This is a genomic window from Pseudomonas sp. B21-010 (genome assembly GCF_024749325.1).
GTDB lineage: Bacteria > Pseudomonadota > Gammaproteobacteria > Pseudomonadales > Pseudomonadaceae > Aquipseudomonas > Aquipseudomonas kilonensis.
This window is the reverse complement of sequence record NZ_CP087198.1, coordinates 2,219,791-2,235,101: the sequence shown is the minus strand read 5'-3', so window position 1 is coordinate 2,235,101 and position 15,311 is coordinate 2,219,791. Positions and strand designations below refer to the sequence as shown.

The following is a 15,311-nucleotide window of genomic DNA, read 5'->3' as shown; positions in this document are numbered from 1 at the left end:
TAAAATCAGAGATGCCGTTATGACAGCTTCGTCCGTTACCCCTATGCAACGCCTCAAACGCACCAGCCTGGTGACGCAAATCATCATCGGCCTGATCGCCGGTATTGTCCTGGCATGGCTGGCGCCCGACGTGGCCAAGTCCACCGCATTCATCGGCAAGGTCTTCGTCTCCGCGCTCAAGGCCGTGGCGCCGATCCTGGTGTTCGTGCTGGTCATGGCCTCGATCGCCAACCACAAGCATGGTCAGGAAACCCATATCCGGCCGATTCTGTTCCTCTACCTGCTGGGCACCTTTGCCGCCGCGGTGGTCGCGGTGATTGCCAGTACGCTGTTTCCCTCCAGCCTCGTGCTGTCGACCCAAGACGTCGCAGTCACGGCGCCCGGTGGCATCAGCGAGGTTCTGCAAAGCCTGCTGCTGAGCGTGGTGGATAACCCGGTCCGGGCGCTGATGGACGGTAACTTCATCGGCATCCTGGCCTGGGCCATCGGCATGGGCGTCGCCATTCGTCATGCTGGCCAGACCACCCGTACCGTGCTCGAAGACCTGTCCAACGGCGTCACCGTGATCGTGCGCCTGGTGATCCGCTTCGCCCCGCTGGGGATCTTCGGCCTGGTGGCCTCGACCCTGGCAACCTCGGGTTTCGGCGCCCTGCTCGGCTACCTGCACCTGCTCACCGTACTGATCGGCTGCATGCTGTTCGTGGCGTTGGTGGTCAACCCGCTCATCGTGTTCTGGAAACTGCGTCGCAACCCCTACCCGCTGGTATTCACCTGCCTGCGCGAGAGTGGTATTACGGCGTTTTTCACACGCAGCTCGGCGGCGAATATTCCGGTGAACCTGGAACTGAGCAAACGCCTGGGCCTGCATGAAGACACCTATTCGGTGTCGATCCCACTGGGCGCGACCATCAACATGGCGGGTGCCGCCATTACCATCACCGTACTGACCCTGGCGGCTGTGCATACCCTGGGTATCGCAGTGGATATGCCAACGGCGGTGCTGCTGAGCGTTGTCGCGGCCATTTGCGCGTGCGGCGCATCCGGGGTGGCCGGTGGTTCACTGTTGCTGATTCCCCTGGCGTGCAGCCTGTTTGGCATTCCCAGCGAAATCGCCATGCAAGTGGTCGCGGTGGGTTTCATCATCGGTGTCCTGCAGGACTCGGCGGAGACGGCGTTGAACTCGTCTACGGATGTGCTGTTCACGGCGGCGGCGTGCCTGGGCGAGGAAGAGAAGCTCGCGCGTACGGCGTAACCATTACGGTGGCTGTTCGATCGCTATCGCGAGCAAGCTCGCTCCCACAGGGGGCAGCGGCGCTCACACAATAGCCGCTACACAACAGATCCCCCTGTGGGAGCGAGCTTGCTCGCGATAGCGGCGGCACATCCGCCGAGGATGTGCCAGTCAGCCACAAAAAAGCCCGGGAACGGCCCACACCGTCCCGGGCTTTTTCATGCCTGCGGGGTTAGAACGCGCCCATGTAGTCGCGCTTGCCCACTTCCACGCCATTGTGGCGCAGCAAGGCGTAGGTGGTGGTGACGTGGAAGAAGAACTGCGGCAGGCCGTAAGTCAGCAGGTAGTTCTGGCCGCTGAAGCGCTTTTCCTTCGGCGTGCCCGGACGGGTAACGATTTCGATGCCTTCCTTGCCATCGATCTGCTCAGGCTTGATGTCACCGATGAAGGCCAAGACCTTGGCGATCAAGGCTTGCAGCTCGGCGAACGAGGTCTCGCTGTCCTCATACTTCGGCACTTCGATCTCGGCCAGGCGTGCAGACACACCTTTGGCGAAGTCCACCGCGATCTGCACCTGGCGCACCAGCGGGAACATGTCCGGGTACAGGCGAGCTTGCAGGAAGGCGTTCGGGTCGATGTTCTTCGCGGTGGCGTGGGCTTCGGCCTTGTTCAGAACATCGCTCAACGCGTTGAGCATCTGCTTGAAAACCGGGACGGAAGCGGCGTACAGGGAAATAGTCATGGCGATCTCATGCAGGTGGCAGGAAAGAATGAATCAAACGGCTGCGATTATAGCCACGGCTTGTTGCACAGCTTGTCTTTTATTACGCAAGGATTAGGCTAGGCGGCTTCCACAGCATAGGGAACGCGCGATGAGCATCGAAGAACAACAGCAGGCTGAAGAACCACGGCTCAATAGCACGGAAATCCGCATCCTCGGCGCGCTGGTCGAAAAGCAGGCCACCAACCCCGAGACCTACCCGCTGACGCTCAATGCCCTGGTACTGGCCTGCAACCAGAAAACCAGCCGCGAACCGGTGATGAACCTCAACCCGGGCCAGGTCGGCCAGAGCCTGCGGGCACTGGAAGGTCGCGGCTTTACCAAACTGGTGATGGGCAGCCGCGCCGACCGCTGGGAACATCGGGTCGACAAAGCCCTGGAGCTGGTACCGGCCCAGGTGATCCTGATGGGCCTGCTGTTCCTGCGAGGCCCGCAAACAGTCAATGAGCTACTGACCCGCAGCGGGCGGATGCACGACTTCGAAGACGCCGAACAAGTCTTGCACCAGCTTGAACGCCTGATCGCCCGGGGGCTGGCGCTGCTGGTGCCACGCCAGGCCGGCCAGCGCGAAGACCGCTATGTGCACGCCATGGGCGATCCGGCGGACATCGAAGCGATTCTCGCCGCCCGCCAGCACCCGGTGGAGCGTGCAGCCGGCGGCGCTGTCTCGCTGGAGCGCCTCGAAGAACTCGAAGCGCGGATCGCGGCCCTGGAAGAACGCCTGTCGCGGCTGGAATAGCAGCGCCTACACCGACCGGGCGAAGGCCACGGCTTTTTCAAATTGCTCCAGGTTGGGCCGCACGCCGGTGTACAGCACAAACTGCTCCAGGGCCTGGATCGCAATGACTTCCAGCCCGGTGATGACCCGTTTGCCTTCGGCCCGAGCGCGCACGATCAGGGGCGTTTCCGACGGGATCGCCACGACATCGAACACAGTCTCGGCCGCAGCGATGGTCTCGGGCTCAAACGCCAACTGGTCGGCCTCCGGGCCGCCGGTCATGCCGATCGGCGTGACGTTGATCAGCATCTGTGGCCGCCGGGTACCCAGGTCAGCTTGCCATTCATACCCCAGGGACTCGGCCAGGGCTCGCCCGGCGGCTTCATTGCGGGCAACGATCAGCCCGCTCTTGTAACCCCCATCGCGCAAGGCACTGGCCACAGCCTTGGCCATGCCGCCGCTGCCGCGCAAGGCAAAGGTCGAGTCCTTGGGCACCGCGTGGCTTTGCAACAACTGGGCGATGGCGATGTAGTCAGTGTTGTAGGCCTTCAGATGGCCGTTGGTATTGACGATGGTGTTGATGGACTGGATTGCGGCGGCGGAAGGATCCAGCTCATCCACCAGGGCAATGCAGGCTTCCTTGAACGGCATCGACACGCCGCATCCACGAATCCCCAGGGCACGGATACCGCCCACAGCTCCAGGCAAATCCTGGCTGCTGAACGCCTTGTAATAGAAATTCAGGCCCAATTGTTCGTACAGGTGATTATGAAAGCGCAGGCCGAAGTTTCCGGGACGCCCCGATAGCGACATGCACAGTTGGGTGTCTTTGTTGGGATTGATCTGCATGCGTGTCTCCTTGCAATTCACTTTCGGACAGACGGAATCACCGCTGCGAAAGGTTTTATTCGATGATGATACCGCCAGCTCAGCCCGGTCCCAGGCCCCTGGATAACGCAGCGCGGTAAGGAAAAGCGCTACAGACCTTACACAATATTTACCCAACGGCGTCGCAAATCCTGAGAAAATCGTTGTCAGAGCAAGTATCCCCGCGACCCTCATCGGGTCTGTTGCAGACCACAGGCGCCGGGGCCGAAACGAGGAACAGCCATGAATCGTAAACTTCCCATCATCGCCCTGCTCATGGGGGCACTCGCGGTCACCGGCCAGGCATCCGCCCACGGTCGTGGTGGTTGGGAGGGGCCCGCCGTTTTTGGTGCCATCGTCGGTTCGGCCATCGTTGGCTCGGCCTTCATCAACCGTGATCGGCCGGTGTATGTGCAGCAACAACCGGTCTACTACCAACCGCAGCCGGTCTATGTGCAGCAACCACCGCCGGTCTACTACCAGCCACAGCCGGTGTATGTAGAGCAACCGATCTACTATCGCCCAGCGCCGGTGTATTACGGGCCACCACGGGGCTACTACTATGGCCCACCTCGTGGTCATTACGGTCGCTGGTAATCAACCTCCCGGGTAGCACAAAAAAGCCTGTGATCGATGATCACAGGCTTTTTTTATGTCCACTGGTTAACCGCTCCAACTGCGTAGGAGCTGTCGAGTGCAACGAGGCTGCGATCTTTCCCCAGACACTTGAATCTCAGGCGAAAGATCAAAAGATCGCAGGCTTCGCCAGCTCCTACAAAGCCCAGCGGGAGCGAGCTCCCTCGCCAGAGGGATTTGTCAGACGTGCTCGCTGCTTTTCAAACGGATCGGCGCATGCTCCGCCGCCCCGTGAACAGGCTCAGGCACCACGGGAATCTCGTTGCCATCGCAGTCGTGCAGCTTGCCATCGCTGAAGTAATCACCCTCACGTAGCGCTGCCAGGTCCTGATAGCGCAACACTCGCTCGGTGCCGGCGGCGAAAACCGACTGCTGGTCGGAGTTACCGGCGGTGAAGTGGTTGAACGCCAGGTTCAGCGCGATCGCCATGATTGCCGAAGAACTGATCCCCGAATGGAAAATGGTCGCGAACCAGCTCGGGAAATGGTCATAGAAATTCGGTGCGGCGATGGGAATCATGCCAAAACCAATGGAGGTGGCGACGATGATCAGGTTGACGTTATTACGGTAATCGACTTTGGACAGCGTGCGGATGCCACTGGCAGCCACGGTGCCGAACAACACGATACCGGCACCGCCCAGTACCGAGGTCGGCACCGCCGCGATCACCCGGCCCATGAACGGCAGCAGGCCGAGCACCACCAGGAAGACCCCGCCGGTCGCCACCACGAAACGGCTCTTGATCCCGGTCACCGCCACCAGCCCGACGTTCTGGGCAAAGGCACTCTGGGTGAAGGAGCCAAAGATCGGCGCGATCATGCTCGACAGCATATCGGCACGCAAGCCGTTGCCCAGGCGCCTGGAGTCGACTTTGGTGTCGATGATCTCGCCCACCGCCAGGATGTCGGCGGAGGTTTCCACCAGGGTCACCATGATCACGATGCACATCGACAGGATCGCGGCGATGTGGAAAGTCGGCATGCCGAAATGGAACGGTGTCGGGAAGCCGAACATCGGGCCTTGGCTGACCGATGAAAAGTCCGCCATGCCAAGGAACACGGCGATGACAGTACCAATGACCATCGCCAGCAGAATCGACAACCGCGAGATGGTTGCGCTGCCCATTTTGCTCAGCAATAGCACCAGCACCAGGGTCACCGCTGCCAGGCCGATATTGGCCATGCTGCCAAAATCAGCGGCGTGGCTGTTGCCACCCATGGCCCAGCGCGCCGCTACCGGCATCAGGGTCAGGCCGATGGTGGTGATCACGATGCCAGTGACCAGTGGCGGAAAGAACCGGGTAATGCGCGAAAACACCGGGGTAATCAGCAAACCAATCAGGGACGCGGCGATCACCGCGCCAAGGATGGCTTGAAAGCCGCCTTCCCCGCCGCTGCCGACAATCGCCACCATGGTCGCCACGCCCGAGAACGATACGCCCTGCACCAAGGGCAGTTGGCAGCCGAAAAACGGCAGGCCGAGGGTTTGCAGCAACGTTGCCAAGCCCCCCGCGAACAATGACGCGGCAATCAACAGACCGATGTCCGCGGGCGAGAGCCCGGCCGCCTGGCCGATGATCAACGGCACGGCGACGATGCCACCGTACATGGTCAACACATGTTGCAGGCCGTAAGCCATATTCGCGCCGACGCCAAGGTTTTCGTCCTCGGGCCGTGGGAGTGAAACATGGGGCGTTTTCATGGTTCGGGGATTCCCTGTTTTTTGTTATGGGCACACTGTATTCAAAACTCAGGACAAATGTCCATAGAGTTGTATACAACTTGTTGCCATACCCAGGAACAGGTTCCCCCGGCCAACAGCCTTTTTATGGCTGGAGCAACCCCACGATCGCCGGCCGCAACAGCTCGCGCGGCGGTACGCGCAGGCCAAACTCTTGTTCGAGCAAGTCGATCAACTCATCGGCATCGGCGATCACCCGGCGTTCGCTCTCCTGCCCTATCCGGTGCACCGCATAGCTGTTGCCGTTCAGGGTCTTGCGCAACCCGTCACCGGTGCGTGCAACCATCAACCGGCCCATGAACGGGGATTCCGGGTGGCTGCAGACGTACCAATTACCGAGGGTGTAGTCGATGTCTTCCTGGCGTTGCAGATCGAACAGGTACATTGGCCGCCATTCGTCGGCGACGTTGGCGCGCAGCAGGTAACCGTCCGCCTGGGTTTCGATGCGGTACGACTCATGGGGGGTGGCTTGGGCATCACGGCTGTCCAGCAGCAACGGCGCAGTGGGCACCATGCCACCAAAGCCGACGTCGGTGATGTAACGCACGCCGTCGAACGTCACCAGGCTCAACCGGTGGGTCCGGGCCGCCCAAGAGCCTTCAGGCGCGTTCATCACCACACGCCCGGTGATGCCGCGGGCGTCGAAACCCAACTCCAGCAACAACGCCAAAAACAGTTGGTTGAGTTCATAGCAATAGCCGCCGCGTCCTTGCTCGAACACTTTTCGTTCGACCGATTCAAGGTCGATGGGCACGGGTTGACGCAGCAACGTCGACAGGGTTTCAAAAGGGAACTCGGCGGTATGGCGCCGTTGCAGTTGACGCAACGTGTCGAGGGTCGGCGCTGGGGGGGCGTCGAAACCCAGGCGCCGCAGATAGCGGGCCGTGTCGATCAGTTGGGGGTGACTCATGAGGGGTGTCCTTTTCCAGGGTCGGCGCTGCGCTCACGAGAAGCGCACTGTTGTAGGGCGCCAGGTATAAGGCATTCCCCTCACAGAGACAACAATCGACCGGGGTGCCTTCCCTGGTCACCGCCGCTTGCGTGACGCCAGCCGGATCCAGGTGGGTGCATGGTCACTGGGGTGGGGTTGGTTCCGGACCCAGGCGTCCACGCCGGCCTCGCTCAGGTAGGCGCTGGCCGCAGGGTTGAGCAGCAGGTGATCGATGCGCAGCCCGGAGTTTTTCTGCCAGTGCTGGCGAAAATAATCCCAGAACGTGTAGATCCGCTCCTCCGGATACAGGTGGCGCAAAGAATCGGTCCAGCCCTGGTCCAGCAGCCGCTGGTAGCACGCGCGGCTTTCTGGCTGCAACAGCGCATCCTTGAGCCAGGAGCGCGGGTTGTAGATGTCCATGTCGGTGGGTACCACGTTGTAGTCACCAGCCAGCACCACAGGGTGATCGCTGGCCTGCAACCCTTGGGCGTATTCGATCAGCCTCTCGAACCACGCCAGCTTGTAGTCGAACTTGGGACCCGGTTGCGGGTTGCCGTTGGGCAGGTACAGGCAGCCCACCAGCACGCCATGCACCGCCGCCTCCAGATAGCGACTGTGGCTGTCGTCATCCCCGCCGGGCAGACCTCGACGGCTCTCCAGCGGCTGCGCGTCACGGGCCAGGATCGCGACGCCGTTCCAGGACGCCTGCCCATGCCAGGTCGCCCCGTACCCCACCGACTCCAGCTCCGCCGCCGGGAAATCCTTGTCCACGGCCTTGAGCTCCTGCAAACAGGCAATGTCGGGTTTTTCCCGCTCCAGCCATTCCAGCAGGTTGGGCAGACGGGCCCGGATGCCATTGATGTTGAAGGTCGCGATCCGAAGGTTTTTCATAGCGCCAGAACTCGAAATGCCAAGTCACAGTTGTGACTGACAACCGGACGTAGAGGTTGCAACAGGTCTTCAGGAAGCCGTTTTCGGCAAGGGCTGGCCTTTCTCCAACAACTGCGCAAAGGCTTGCTTGTCGATCGGCCGGCTGAGTAAATAACCCTGCACTTCATGGCATTGGTCCGAGCCCAATGAACCTAGCTGGGCCAAGGTTTCCACGCCCTCGGCAGTCACCGTCAGCCCCATGGCCTTGCCCAGGTTGATGATCGCCTGCACCACGGCGCGGTCATTGCTGCTGTTGCTCATCGAAGCAATGAAACGCCTGTCGATCTTGATGCCATCAAATGGATAGGTGCGCAGATAACCGAGGGACGAATAGCCGGTACCGAAATCGTCCATGTTCAAGCGCACGCCCAGTTCCTTCAGGGCATTCATGACCTGCAGAGCACCATCAACGTCGTTGAGCATCACGTTTTCAGTGATCTCCAGTTCCAGGCGACTCGCCGGGAAACGGGTTTCGATCAACACCTGTCGCACATCCTCCACCACATCGCTGCGCTCGAACTGCGCCGGTGACAGGTTGACCGAGACCATCAATTCTCCCGGCCAGGTCAGTGCGGTTTCGCAGGCCTCACGCAATACCCAACGCGAAAGCGGGACAATCAGGTCGGTTTGCTCGGCCAATGGAATAAACGTGTCGGGGGCCAACAAGCCTTGGGTTGGATGCTGCCAGCGAACCAACGCCTCGACCGCCACGATCTCCCGCCCCTCGACGGTGTAGCGCGGCTGGAAATGCAGGACGAATTCGTTGTTTTTCACGGCCTGGCGCAGGTCGCTTTCCAGTTGGCGGCGATGCTGGATCTGATCGTTCATTTGCGAGGCGAAATAGCACCAGGTTTTCTTGCCCTCGGACTTGGCCTGGTACATGGCAATGTCGGCGCAGCGGATCAGCTCACCAGGCACATAACCCTGATGGTGGCTCAGGGCGATACCGATACTGGCGCTGATGTGCAACGAATGGGTTTCGTAGAGGATCGGTTGCTGCAGGCTGTCGATCAGCCGCCCACAGAATCGATCGATCTCAGTGGTATTGTCCATCCCGCTGAGCACCACCACGAATTCGTCGCCCCCCAGGCGCGCCACCAGGTCTTCTTCGCGGGTGCTGTCGCGCAGCCGCCGGGCCACTTCCAGCAACACCGCGTCGCCGGCCGGGTGGCCGAGGGAGTCGTTGATCGGCTTGAAATTGTCCAGGTCCACCATCAGCAACGTCAGGGGGGCGGAATGCTCCTTGGCCACCAGCGCATCATCCAGGTGTCGCGCCAGCTTGTTGCGGTTCGGCAGGCCGGTCAGCGCATCGTGCATCGACAGGTGCTGAACCTGGGCATGGGCGGCCACCTCATCGGTGATGTCGCTGGCGGTGCCCCGATAACCCACCACCTCGGCCTTGTTGTAGATCGGGCGTGCCGACACCCGACAGAAGCGCAGTTGCCCGGAATAATCACGGTAGGAGCAGCGTAAGCTGTTGGCGTTCTGCTCCTCCGTCAACTTGATCAACCAGAGGGCAATCGGCGTGGTGTCGCAATACAGCAGTTGCTCGATGTCCTGCCCCAGCCATTGCTGGTCGGAAAAACCGGTGACCGTATTGAAACGCCCCGACAGATAAGTGATGTGCTGCTGCCCGTCGATTTCCCAGATCCAGTCGGAAGCGGCTTCGGCCACGGCTCGAAAGCGCTCCTCGCTGGCCTCAAGGGCGTGCGCCGACCGTTCCAGGCTGTCGTAACTGGCGTCCACATGCCGTGCCGTGCGCAATGCATAGCGAAAAAAGTAAGCGGTCAGCAGGGCCAGGATCAGCAGCGCCCCACCCAGCGGCGGCACCAGGGACCAGAGCAATTGCAGGCCCGGGCGCTCCAGACGAGACACCAGGCTGAAGCCGGTATTGTCCAGCGGCACGGCCGGCTGGCCGGGCTTGAGCTCGGTGTCTTTCTTGAGCTTCAAATCGGTGAGGCCATAACTCTTGCCCAGTTTGCGCAACTTGACGGGCGTCAGTTGGTCGACGAACAGCAGGACCGAGGTGTTTTTGGCCTCGACCTGGGACCGTTCGTCATTGGGCGTAATCACCGATGCGTTGACGATAGCCGGCCAGCCCTCGAACAATGTGTAGCGGACCATGGGTATCGTCAGGTCGGGCTGCGCCTGGAGCTGGTCCATCAGGTCCGTCAGCGGCGCGTCCATATAAACCGCGGTATCCGCTTGGACATTGAGCCCGCGTACCACGGCATATTTGGTGCGTAGCCGATCAATGACAAACAACCCCTCGTATTCATCATTGGTGAACAGGGTCTTGCCCATGTTCTGTTCGGCGTAGGCCCATTGCACATCGACTTCACCGTTGAGGTGGTCATAGGCCGTGGTCCAATAGGCATAGCTGGTGATGTAGTTTTTCGAGGCGGTAATGCGATTCTCGAGGGCGCGCTCGGTATAGAAATGCGTCTTGCGCAAGTCCTCCGCGTCGAGCTTTTGCGCAATGTTGAACAGCGCGGCAATCGCCACCAGGACGCCCAGGACAAACAGCCCCCCGACCGCCACGACCAGGCGATGGGTAATCGGTGTGTGACGCGCGGTGCGTGAAGGGGTATCAGCAGTGGAATCCATTGACCTACTCCTGTCCTTTCAACGCTGGCTTCACTATCGAGAACGGAGAGGACCGAGCCAGTCGTCTACCCAACCTTAGCACCCACTGCCTGATCAGTTGGCAAGCCCACGGTTTTTTGCGAAAGAGACTACACACCGCTTGAAGTTCGCCAGCGCAATGCCTCGATAGTGGACCGGGGCAGACTGCCGATGATTCCACCCGACCTCAACGATCCGAGCGCGCCAGCGTATCGAGCCCGTCGTCGGTCGATAACACCGCCACCCGGTTGCGGCCGCTGTGCTTGGCCTGGTAAAGCGCCGCATCGGCCCGCTGGATGAAGACTTCGATGCTGTCCTGGCCGCTGGGCACAAAGGCATAGCAGCCCAGGCTCACCGTGAGGTAGCCGGTCGGGGAGCCGGAATGGGTGATGTGCTTGTCGATGACGCTGCGGCGGATCTGCTCGGCCAACGCCATGGCCCCCGAAAGATTGGTGTCGGGCAACAGGACCGCGAACTCTTCGCCGCCATAACGCACCGCCAGATCGGCCTTGCGATGGCAACAGTCCTTGAGCACCTTGGCCACTTCCGCCAGGCAATGATCCCCGGCTACGTGCCCATAGGCGTCGTTGTAGCGCTTGAAGAAATCGATATCGAGCATGATCAGGCTCAAGGGGCTGCGCTGACGCGCCCCCCGGCCGAACTCGATGTCCAGGGCCCGTTCGAACAGGCGTCGGTTCGCCAGCCCGGTGAGGCTGTCATGGGTGGCAATCAGCTCCAACGCCTCCTGAGCCTTGCGCAAGTCCGCCTCGATCCGTTCGCTGTTACGTACCTGGCGCACGAATACCCAGCCGAACAAGCAAATGCCCAGCACCACCAGGCCGACAATGAGACTGGATTGGAAAGCCCTGTCATGCCACCCCGACAGGATCGCCTCTTCGGACACCGCGGCGGTGACCACCAGCGGATAAGCCTCTAAATGTTGGTGCCCATACAGCCTGACGACGCCATCGATGGTTGATCGGATGACTGCATCGCCGGCCATCACGTTTGCCGCGTCATGCTTGAAGATATTCTCGTCACCCAGCGGATGACCGATCCGCGCCTGATCGAAAGGTCGACGCGCCAACAGTGTCCCGTCAGACAAGGCCAGGGCCATCTCGCCTTGATCATCCAGATTGAAGCTCCTGAAAAACCGGTCGAAGTACGACATTTTGATGCCGGCCATCAACACGCCTTGGAAGTTGCCATCCTGATCGTTCAAACGCCGGGAAACGGGAATGATCCATTCGCCGTTTTGCCGGCTGCGGATCGCCGGGCCGATATGAGCGATCAAGGAGGCATTCTGTTGGTGGAAAGTAAAATAATCCCGATCCGCCACCCCTGCGCCCCTGTGCAGGATGTCAAAAGAGGTCACCACCCAGTGGCCGTGCTTGTCGAACAGGAACAGACCATGCAATTGCTCGAGCGATTGCACACGGCGGGCAAAAGTTTGCTGCAAGCGTGGTTGTACGGCGGCGCCATAGCCATCGACCTGGATCCAATCAGCCAGACTGGCCAATACCAGATCAGCCTGGAGGAAGGTGTCCTGGGCCTGCTGGGCCATGGCCCGGGCAAGGGTCGCCGAAGCAACGCGGGCCGACTCCAGGTCGTGGCTGCGCGATTGCTCCAGTTGCAGGTAAAGCAGACCGCACAGGCACAGGCACACCGTCGCGATGAACGTAACCGCTGCTTTGAGCAACGGCAGGCGCTTCAAGGCACCGCCAGGGGCATGGAAAGGATCGAAAATAGGGATAGGCAAGCGAATTCCTGAAGGGGGCAAAACATGAGCGAATTCGCTCAAAGCCCCCGATATTCGTGAGCTTAGCCTACCGCTTGTGAGGCGGCAATTTGCCTGTGCAGCAGAGCCGATGGGTGGCTGCAGTGGATCCAAAAACTCGCCTGCTAGCCGATAAAAACGTCCTCTTCAGAACGAGGAAATTCCCCGTATAGGAGCTGCCGAAGGCTGCGATCTTTTGATTTTGATCTTTCGCTTGGGATTCAAGTGTCTGGGGAAAGATCGCAGCCTCGTTGCACTCGACAGCTCCTACACAGCTCCTACACAGCTCCTACACAGCTCCTACAGCGCAGCCGAGCGGGAGCAAGCTCCCTCGCCACGGGTGTACGGATTGGAGACAGGGGTCAATGGGTCTTGGTTCTCACCGTACCGGCGGCACCCGGATCTCCCCGGCCCGGCATTGTGTCCTGACGCCCCTGCCACACGCGGCGAACGCCAGGTCCTTGTCCATGCACACCCGCACCTCCGACAACTGCGGCCCGCTGCAAATCACCGCAATGCCGTCAGGTGCGATGCCTGGATTGCTTTGGCGGAACAGCCGGATGATTTCATCTGCCTCGAAATAATACGAGGAATTGAACGGTTGCAACTGCGGTGGGATTTTCACCGCGCCCAAGGCTTTGTCGGCAACCTCCAGGTAGCCCATGGCACCCAGGCCACTGCAAGTGCCGTGCTTGGACCATTCATGCGCCATCAACTTGCGGGTGGGAAACAAGGTCAGGCCCTTCTTCTGCTCCGCCGCCGTCAACGGCACCTGGGGGGCACAGGATTGCGGCCAGCCGCCCCGGGTGTATTGCGGCCAGAGGCCATGGAGCACAAAGCCGTAGCCCTTGCCGGAACACTGCGCATCCTTCTGGTGAGTCAGGCAGAACGTCGGTGACCAGGACAGCACCAGCAAGTAGTAATCGAATACCCCAGCCACAGATTGCGTCCGTGCGTTGCCGGATTCGCGGGCATTGGCCGCGCCCATGGAACCCAGTGTCAGTACGATCAGCACGACAATGGCAAGACGTTGTTTCATTGACCCACTCCTTGGGGCGATTGTGCGAAAGCGGGATGCTCGGGCAATGATAGTTTCAACCTTGTGTGTCAAATCCTGAAGGGCTGTTTTTTACAAGCAAACCTTGCCGAGGGGCTATCTAAATTACGTAACGCCCCATAACGTAGATCGCCTTTGACTTTTACGTGCCCCGTCGCCCATGAGCAAACCGACCCGAACCGATGACGAACAGCCCCTGACCCGACCCGACGCCGTCAGTCTGCGCGAGGCTTTCTGGTTCTGGCTCAAACTGGGCTTCATCAGCTTCGGCGGCCCTGCGGGGCAGATCTCGATCATGCACCAGGAGTTGGTGGAGCGCCGACGCTGGATTTCCGAACGACGATTCCTGCATGCCCTTAATTACTGCATGTTGCTGCCTGGGCCAGAGGCCCAGCAACTGGCCACGTACCTGGGCTGGCTGATGCACCGCAGTTGGGGCGGGATCATCGCCGGGGCGTTGTTCGTACTGCCTTCGCTGTTCATCCTCATCACCTTGTCCTGGCTGTACGTCGCCTTTGGCGAAGTGCCGGTGGTGGCGGGCATTTTCTACGGCATCAAGCCGGCGGTAACGGCAATCGTGGCGCATGCCGCCCACCGGATCGGCTCCCGCGCACTCAAGAACAATTGGCTGTGGGCGATCGCTGCGGCGTCGTTCACCGCGATATTCGCCTTCAACGTGCCCTTCCCGCTGATCGTGCTGGGTGCCGCCGTCATCGGTTACCTGGGCGGTCGCTGGGTACCGGGAAAATTCAGCCTGGGCGGCCACGATGACAAGCACCAATCCTTCGGCCCGGCATTGATCGACGATGACACCCCGCCTCCGGACCACGCCCGGTTCAGCGCCTTCAGGCTCGCCCGGCTGGCGATCATCGGGGCCCTGTTGTGGGCGTTGCCAATGGGCCTGCTGACTGCGGTGTTCGGCTGGGAAGGCACGCTGACGCAAATGGCCTGGTTCTTCACCAAGGCTGCATTACTGACGTTTGGCGGCGCCTATGCGGTTTTGCCCTACGTGTACCAGGGCTCCGTCGGACACTTCGGCTGGCTGACGCCGACACAAATGATCGACGGTCTGGCGCTCGGCGAAACCACGCCGGGACCGCTGATCATGGTCGTGGCCTTCGTCGGTTTCGTCGGGGGCTACGTGATGCAGGTGTTTGGTCCCGAACAGGCGTTTCTCGCCGGGGCCGTCGCAGCCACGCTGGTGACCTGGTTCACGTTCCTGCCCTCGTTCCTGTTCATCCTGGCCGGCGGCCCGTTGGTGGAATCGACGCACAACGCGCTGAAATTCACCGCACCGCTGACTGCAATTACCGCGGCGGTGGTCGGGGTGATCCTCAACCTGGCGTGCTTCTTCGGTTACCACGTACTCTGGCCCAATGGTTTTGCAGGTGCCTTGGACTGGCCGTCGGCAATCATCGCAATCGCAGCGGCCATTGCGCTGTTTCGCTACAAGCTGGGAGTGATCCAGGTGTTGCTGGCGTGCGGGCTGGCTGGGCTGGCGGTGCACTTGCTGCGCTAGACGAGGCGTTTGCTCAGGTACGTCGCCGAAGCCGGGCACAAGCTTTTGAATTGGGCCGTCGCACCGATCGAAGCAGGCGCCAGCGAGCGATCCCGCGCCTGATAGCCCTGGCCGGTAAAAAACGCGGCGGCGCTGTCAGTCAGCAGATGGAGCTGCTCTACACCCTCACGTTTCGCAAACGCCTCGATAGCGGCCAACACCGCTGCGCCAGCACCCTTCCCCCGCTGCCCCTCGAGGACAACCAGTGAGCGCAGCAACCGGTCAGCCCCCTCCCCCTCGATACCAGCAAACGCCACATCGACGCCTTGGTGGCTGAAGCTGAAAAACTGTCGACCGGGATACGCCAGGTCGTCGACGGGAAGACCGGCCAGGGTGAGTGCATCGCGCAAGGGTCGCAGGTCGTTATTGCTCAGTATTCTCATGTGCATGACTTGCTCCTCGTAAATTGTTCCGGCGCTCGTCATCGTACCGAAACTCAACAACACGCCACCACATGACC

At 60.8% G+C, this 15,311-nt stretch carries 13 protein-coding genes; 4 read left to right on the top strand and 9 right to left on the bottom strand.

Translation table 11 applies throughout. The annotated features are described in order from the left end of the window. Positions 1–19: 19 nt before the first annotated feature. A complete protein-coding gene (gene sstT / locus LOY50_RS09965; RefSeq protein ID WP_253473052.1) occupies positions 20–1,252 on the top strand; it encodes a serine/threonine transporter SstT in 1,233 nt (410 codons plus the stop codon). A 211-nt stretch (positions 1,253–1,463) separates the two neighbouring features. Here sstT and LOY50_RS09960 read toward each other — a convergent pair whose 3' ends face one another. Beyond that, positions 1,464–1,973, bottom strand: coding sequence for a DUF1993 family protein (locus LOY50_RS09960; RefSeq protein WP_253473050.1), 510 nt, complete (start codon positions 1,971–1,973; stop codon positions 1,464–1,466). Positions 1,974–2,103: 130 nt separating this feature from the next. On the opposite strand from LOY50_RS09960, the gene LOY50_RS09955 reads away from it, so the two are divergent. Further along, positions 2,104–2,751, top strand: coding sequence for a YceH family protein (locus LOY50_RS09955; protein ID WP_253473047.1), 648 nt, complete (start codon positions 2,104–2,106; stop codon positions 2,749–2,751). Positions 2,752–2,757: 6 nt separating this feature from the next. Here LOY50_RS09955 and LOY50_RS09950 read toward each other — a convergent pair whose 3' ends face one another. After that, entirely contained in the window at positions 2,758–3,579 is an 822-nt protein-coding gene (locus LOY50_RS09950) for a shikimate 5-dehydrogenase (RefSeq protein ID WP_253473044.1), read from the bottom strand. A 261-nt stretch (positions 3,580–3,840) separates the two neighbouring features. Here LOY50_RS09950 and LOY50_RS09945 point away from each other — a divergent pair, with 261 nt between their 5' ends. Next, positions 3,841–4,194 (top strand): hypothetical protein, encoded by a 354-nt coding sequence (locus tag LOY50_RS09945; protein ID WP_214508969.1) that lies wholly within the window; start codon positions 3,841–3,843, stop codon positions 4,192–4,194. A gap of 219 nt (positions 4,195–4,413) precedes the next feature. Here the strand turns inward: LOY50_RS09945 and LOY50_RS09940 are convergent, their stop codons facing one another. The 6 genes from LOY50_RS09940 to LOY50_RS09915 form a co-directional block, all read right to left on the bottom strand. Continuing rightward, complete coding sequence (locus LOY50_RS09940) at positions 4,414–5,934, bottom strand: nucleobase:cation symporter-2 family protein (RefSeq protein WP_214508968.1); 1,521 nt, start codon at positions 5,932–5,934, stop codon at positions 4,414–4,416. A gap of 124 nt (positions 5,935–6,058) precedes the next feature. Further along, entirely contained in the window at positions 6,059–6,883 is an 825-nt protein-coding gene (locus LOY50_RS09935) for an arylamine N-acetyltransferase (protein WP_258690759.1), read from the bottom strand. A gap of 117 nt (positions 6,884–7,000) precedes the next feature. Next, a complete protein-coding gene (xth, locus tag LOY50_RS09930; RefSeq protein WP_258690758.1) occupies positions 7,001–7,795 on the bottom strand; it encodes an exodeoxyribonuclease III in 795 nt (264 codons plus the stop codon). 69 nt (positions 7,796–7,864) lie between these two features. Next, positions 7,865–10,441: an EAL domain-containing protein gene (locus tag LOY50_RS09925; protein ID WP_258690757.1), complete on the bottom strand. Its 2,577-nt coding sequence runs from the start codon at positions 10,439–10,441 to the stop codon at positions 7,865–7,867. 205 nt (positions 10,442–10,646) lie between these two features. Continuing rightward, on the bottom strand, positions 10,647–12,218 hold the full coding sequence (locus tag LOY50_RS09920) for a GGDEF domain-containing protein (protein ID WP_258690756.1): 1,572 nt from the start codon (positions 12,216–12,218) through the stop codon (positions 10,647–10,649). Positions 12,219–12,615: 397 nt separating this feature from the next. Then, a complete protein-coding gene (locus tag LOY50_RS09915) occupies positions 12,616–13,275 on the bottom strand; it encodes a ribonuclease T2 (RefSeq protein ID WP_258690755.1) in 660 nt (219 codons plus the stop codon). A 178-nt stretch (positions 13,276–13,453) separates the two neighbouring features. Between LOY50_RS09915 and chrA the strand changes: the two genes are divergently transcribed. Then, entirely contained in the window at positions 13,454–14,812 is a 1,359-nt protein-coding gene (gene chrA, locus LOY50_RS09910; RefSeq protein ID WP_258690754.1) for a chromate efflux transporter, read from the top strand. Here the strand turns inward: chrA and arsN2 are convergent. Continuing rightward, on the bottom strand, positions 14,809–15,240 hold the full coding sequence (arsN2, locus tag LOY50_RS09905) for an arsenic resistance N-acetyltransferase ArsN2 (protein ID WP_258690753.1): 432 nt from the start codon (positions 15,238–15,240) through the stop codon (positions 14,809–14,811). The genes chrA and arsN2 overlap by 4 nt on opposite strands. Positions 15,241–15,311: the final 71 nt, after the last annotated feature.

Coding starts and splice junctions, on each gene's coding strand:
- sstT (WP_253473052.1), top strand. CDS start 20: ATGACAGCTTCGTCCGTTACCCCTATGCAACGCCTCAAACGCACCAGC.
- LOY50_RS09960 (WP_253473050.1), bottom strand. CDS start 1,973: ATGACTATTTCCCTGTACGCCGCTTCCGTCCCGGTTTTCAAGCAGATG.
- LOY50_RS09955 (WP_253473047.1), top strand. CDS start 2,104: ATGAGCATCGAAGAACAACAGCAGGCTGAAGAACCACGGCTCAATAGC.
- LOY50_RS09950 (WP_253473044.1), bottom strand. CDS start 3,579: ATGCAGATCAATCCCAACAAAGACACCCAACTGTGCATGTCGCTATCG.
- LOY50_RS09945 (WP_214508969.1), top strand. CDS start 3,841: ATGAATCGTAAACTTCCCATCATCGCCCTGCTCATGGGGGCACTCGCG.
- LOY50_RS09940 (WP_214508968.1), bottom strand. CDS start 5,934: ATGAAAACGCCCCATGTTTCACTCCCACGGCCCGAGGACGAAAACCTT.
- LOY50_RS09935 (WP_258690759.1), bottom strand. CDS start 6,883: ATGAGTCACCCCCAACTGATCGACACGGCCCGCTATCTGCGGCGCCTG.
- xth (WP_258690758.1), bottom strand. CDS start 7,795: ATGAAAAACCTTCGGATCGCGACCTTCAACATCAATGGCATCCGGGCC.
- LOY50_RS09925 (WP_258690757.1), bottom strand. CDS start 10,441: ATGGATTCCACTGCTGATACCCCTTCACGCACCGCGCGTCACACACCG.
- LOY50_RS09915 (WP_258690755.1), bottom strand. CDS start 13,275: ATGAAACAACGTCTTGCCATTGTCGTGCTGATCGTACTGACACTGGGT.
- chrA (WP_258690754.1), top strand. CDS start 13,454: ATGAGCAAACCGACCCGAACCGATGACGAACAGCCCCTGACCCGACCC.
- arsN2 (WP_258690753.1), bottom strand. CDS start 15,240: ATGCACATGAGAATACTGAGCAATAACGACCTGCGACCCTTGCGCGAT.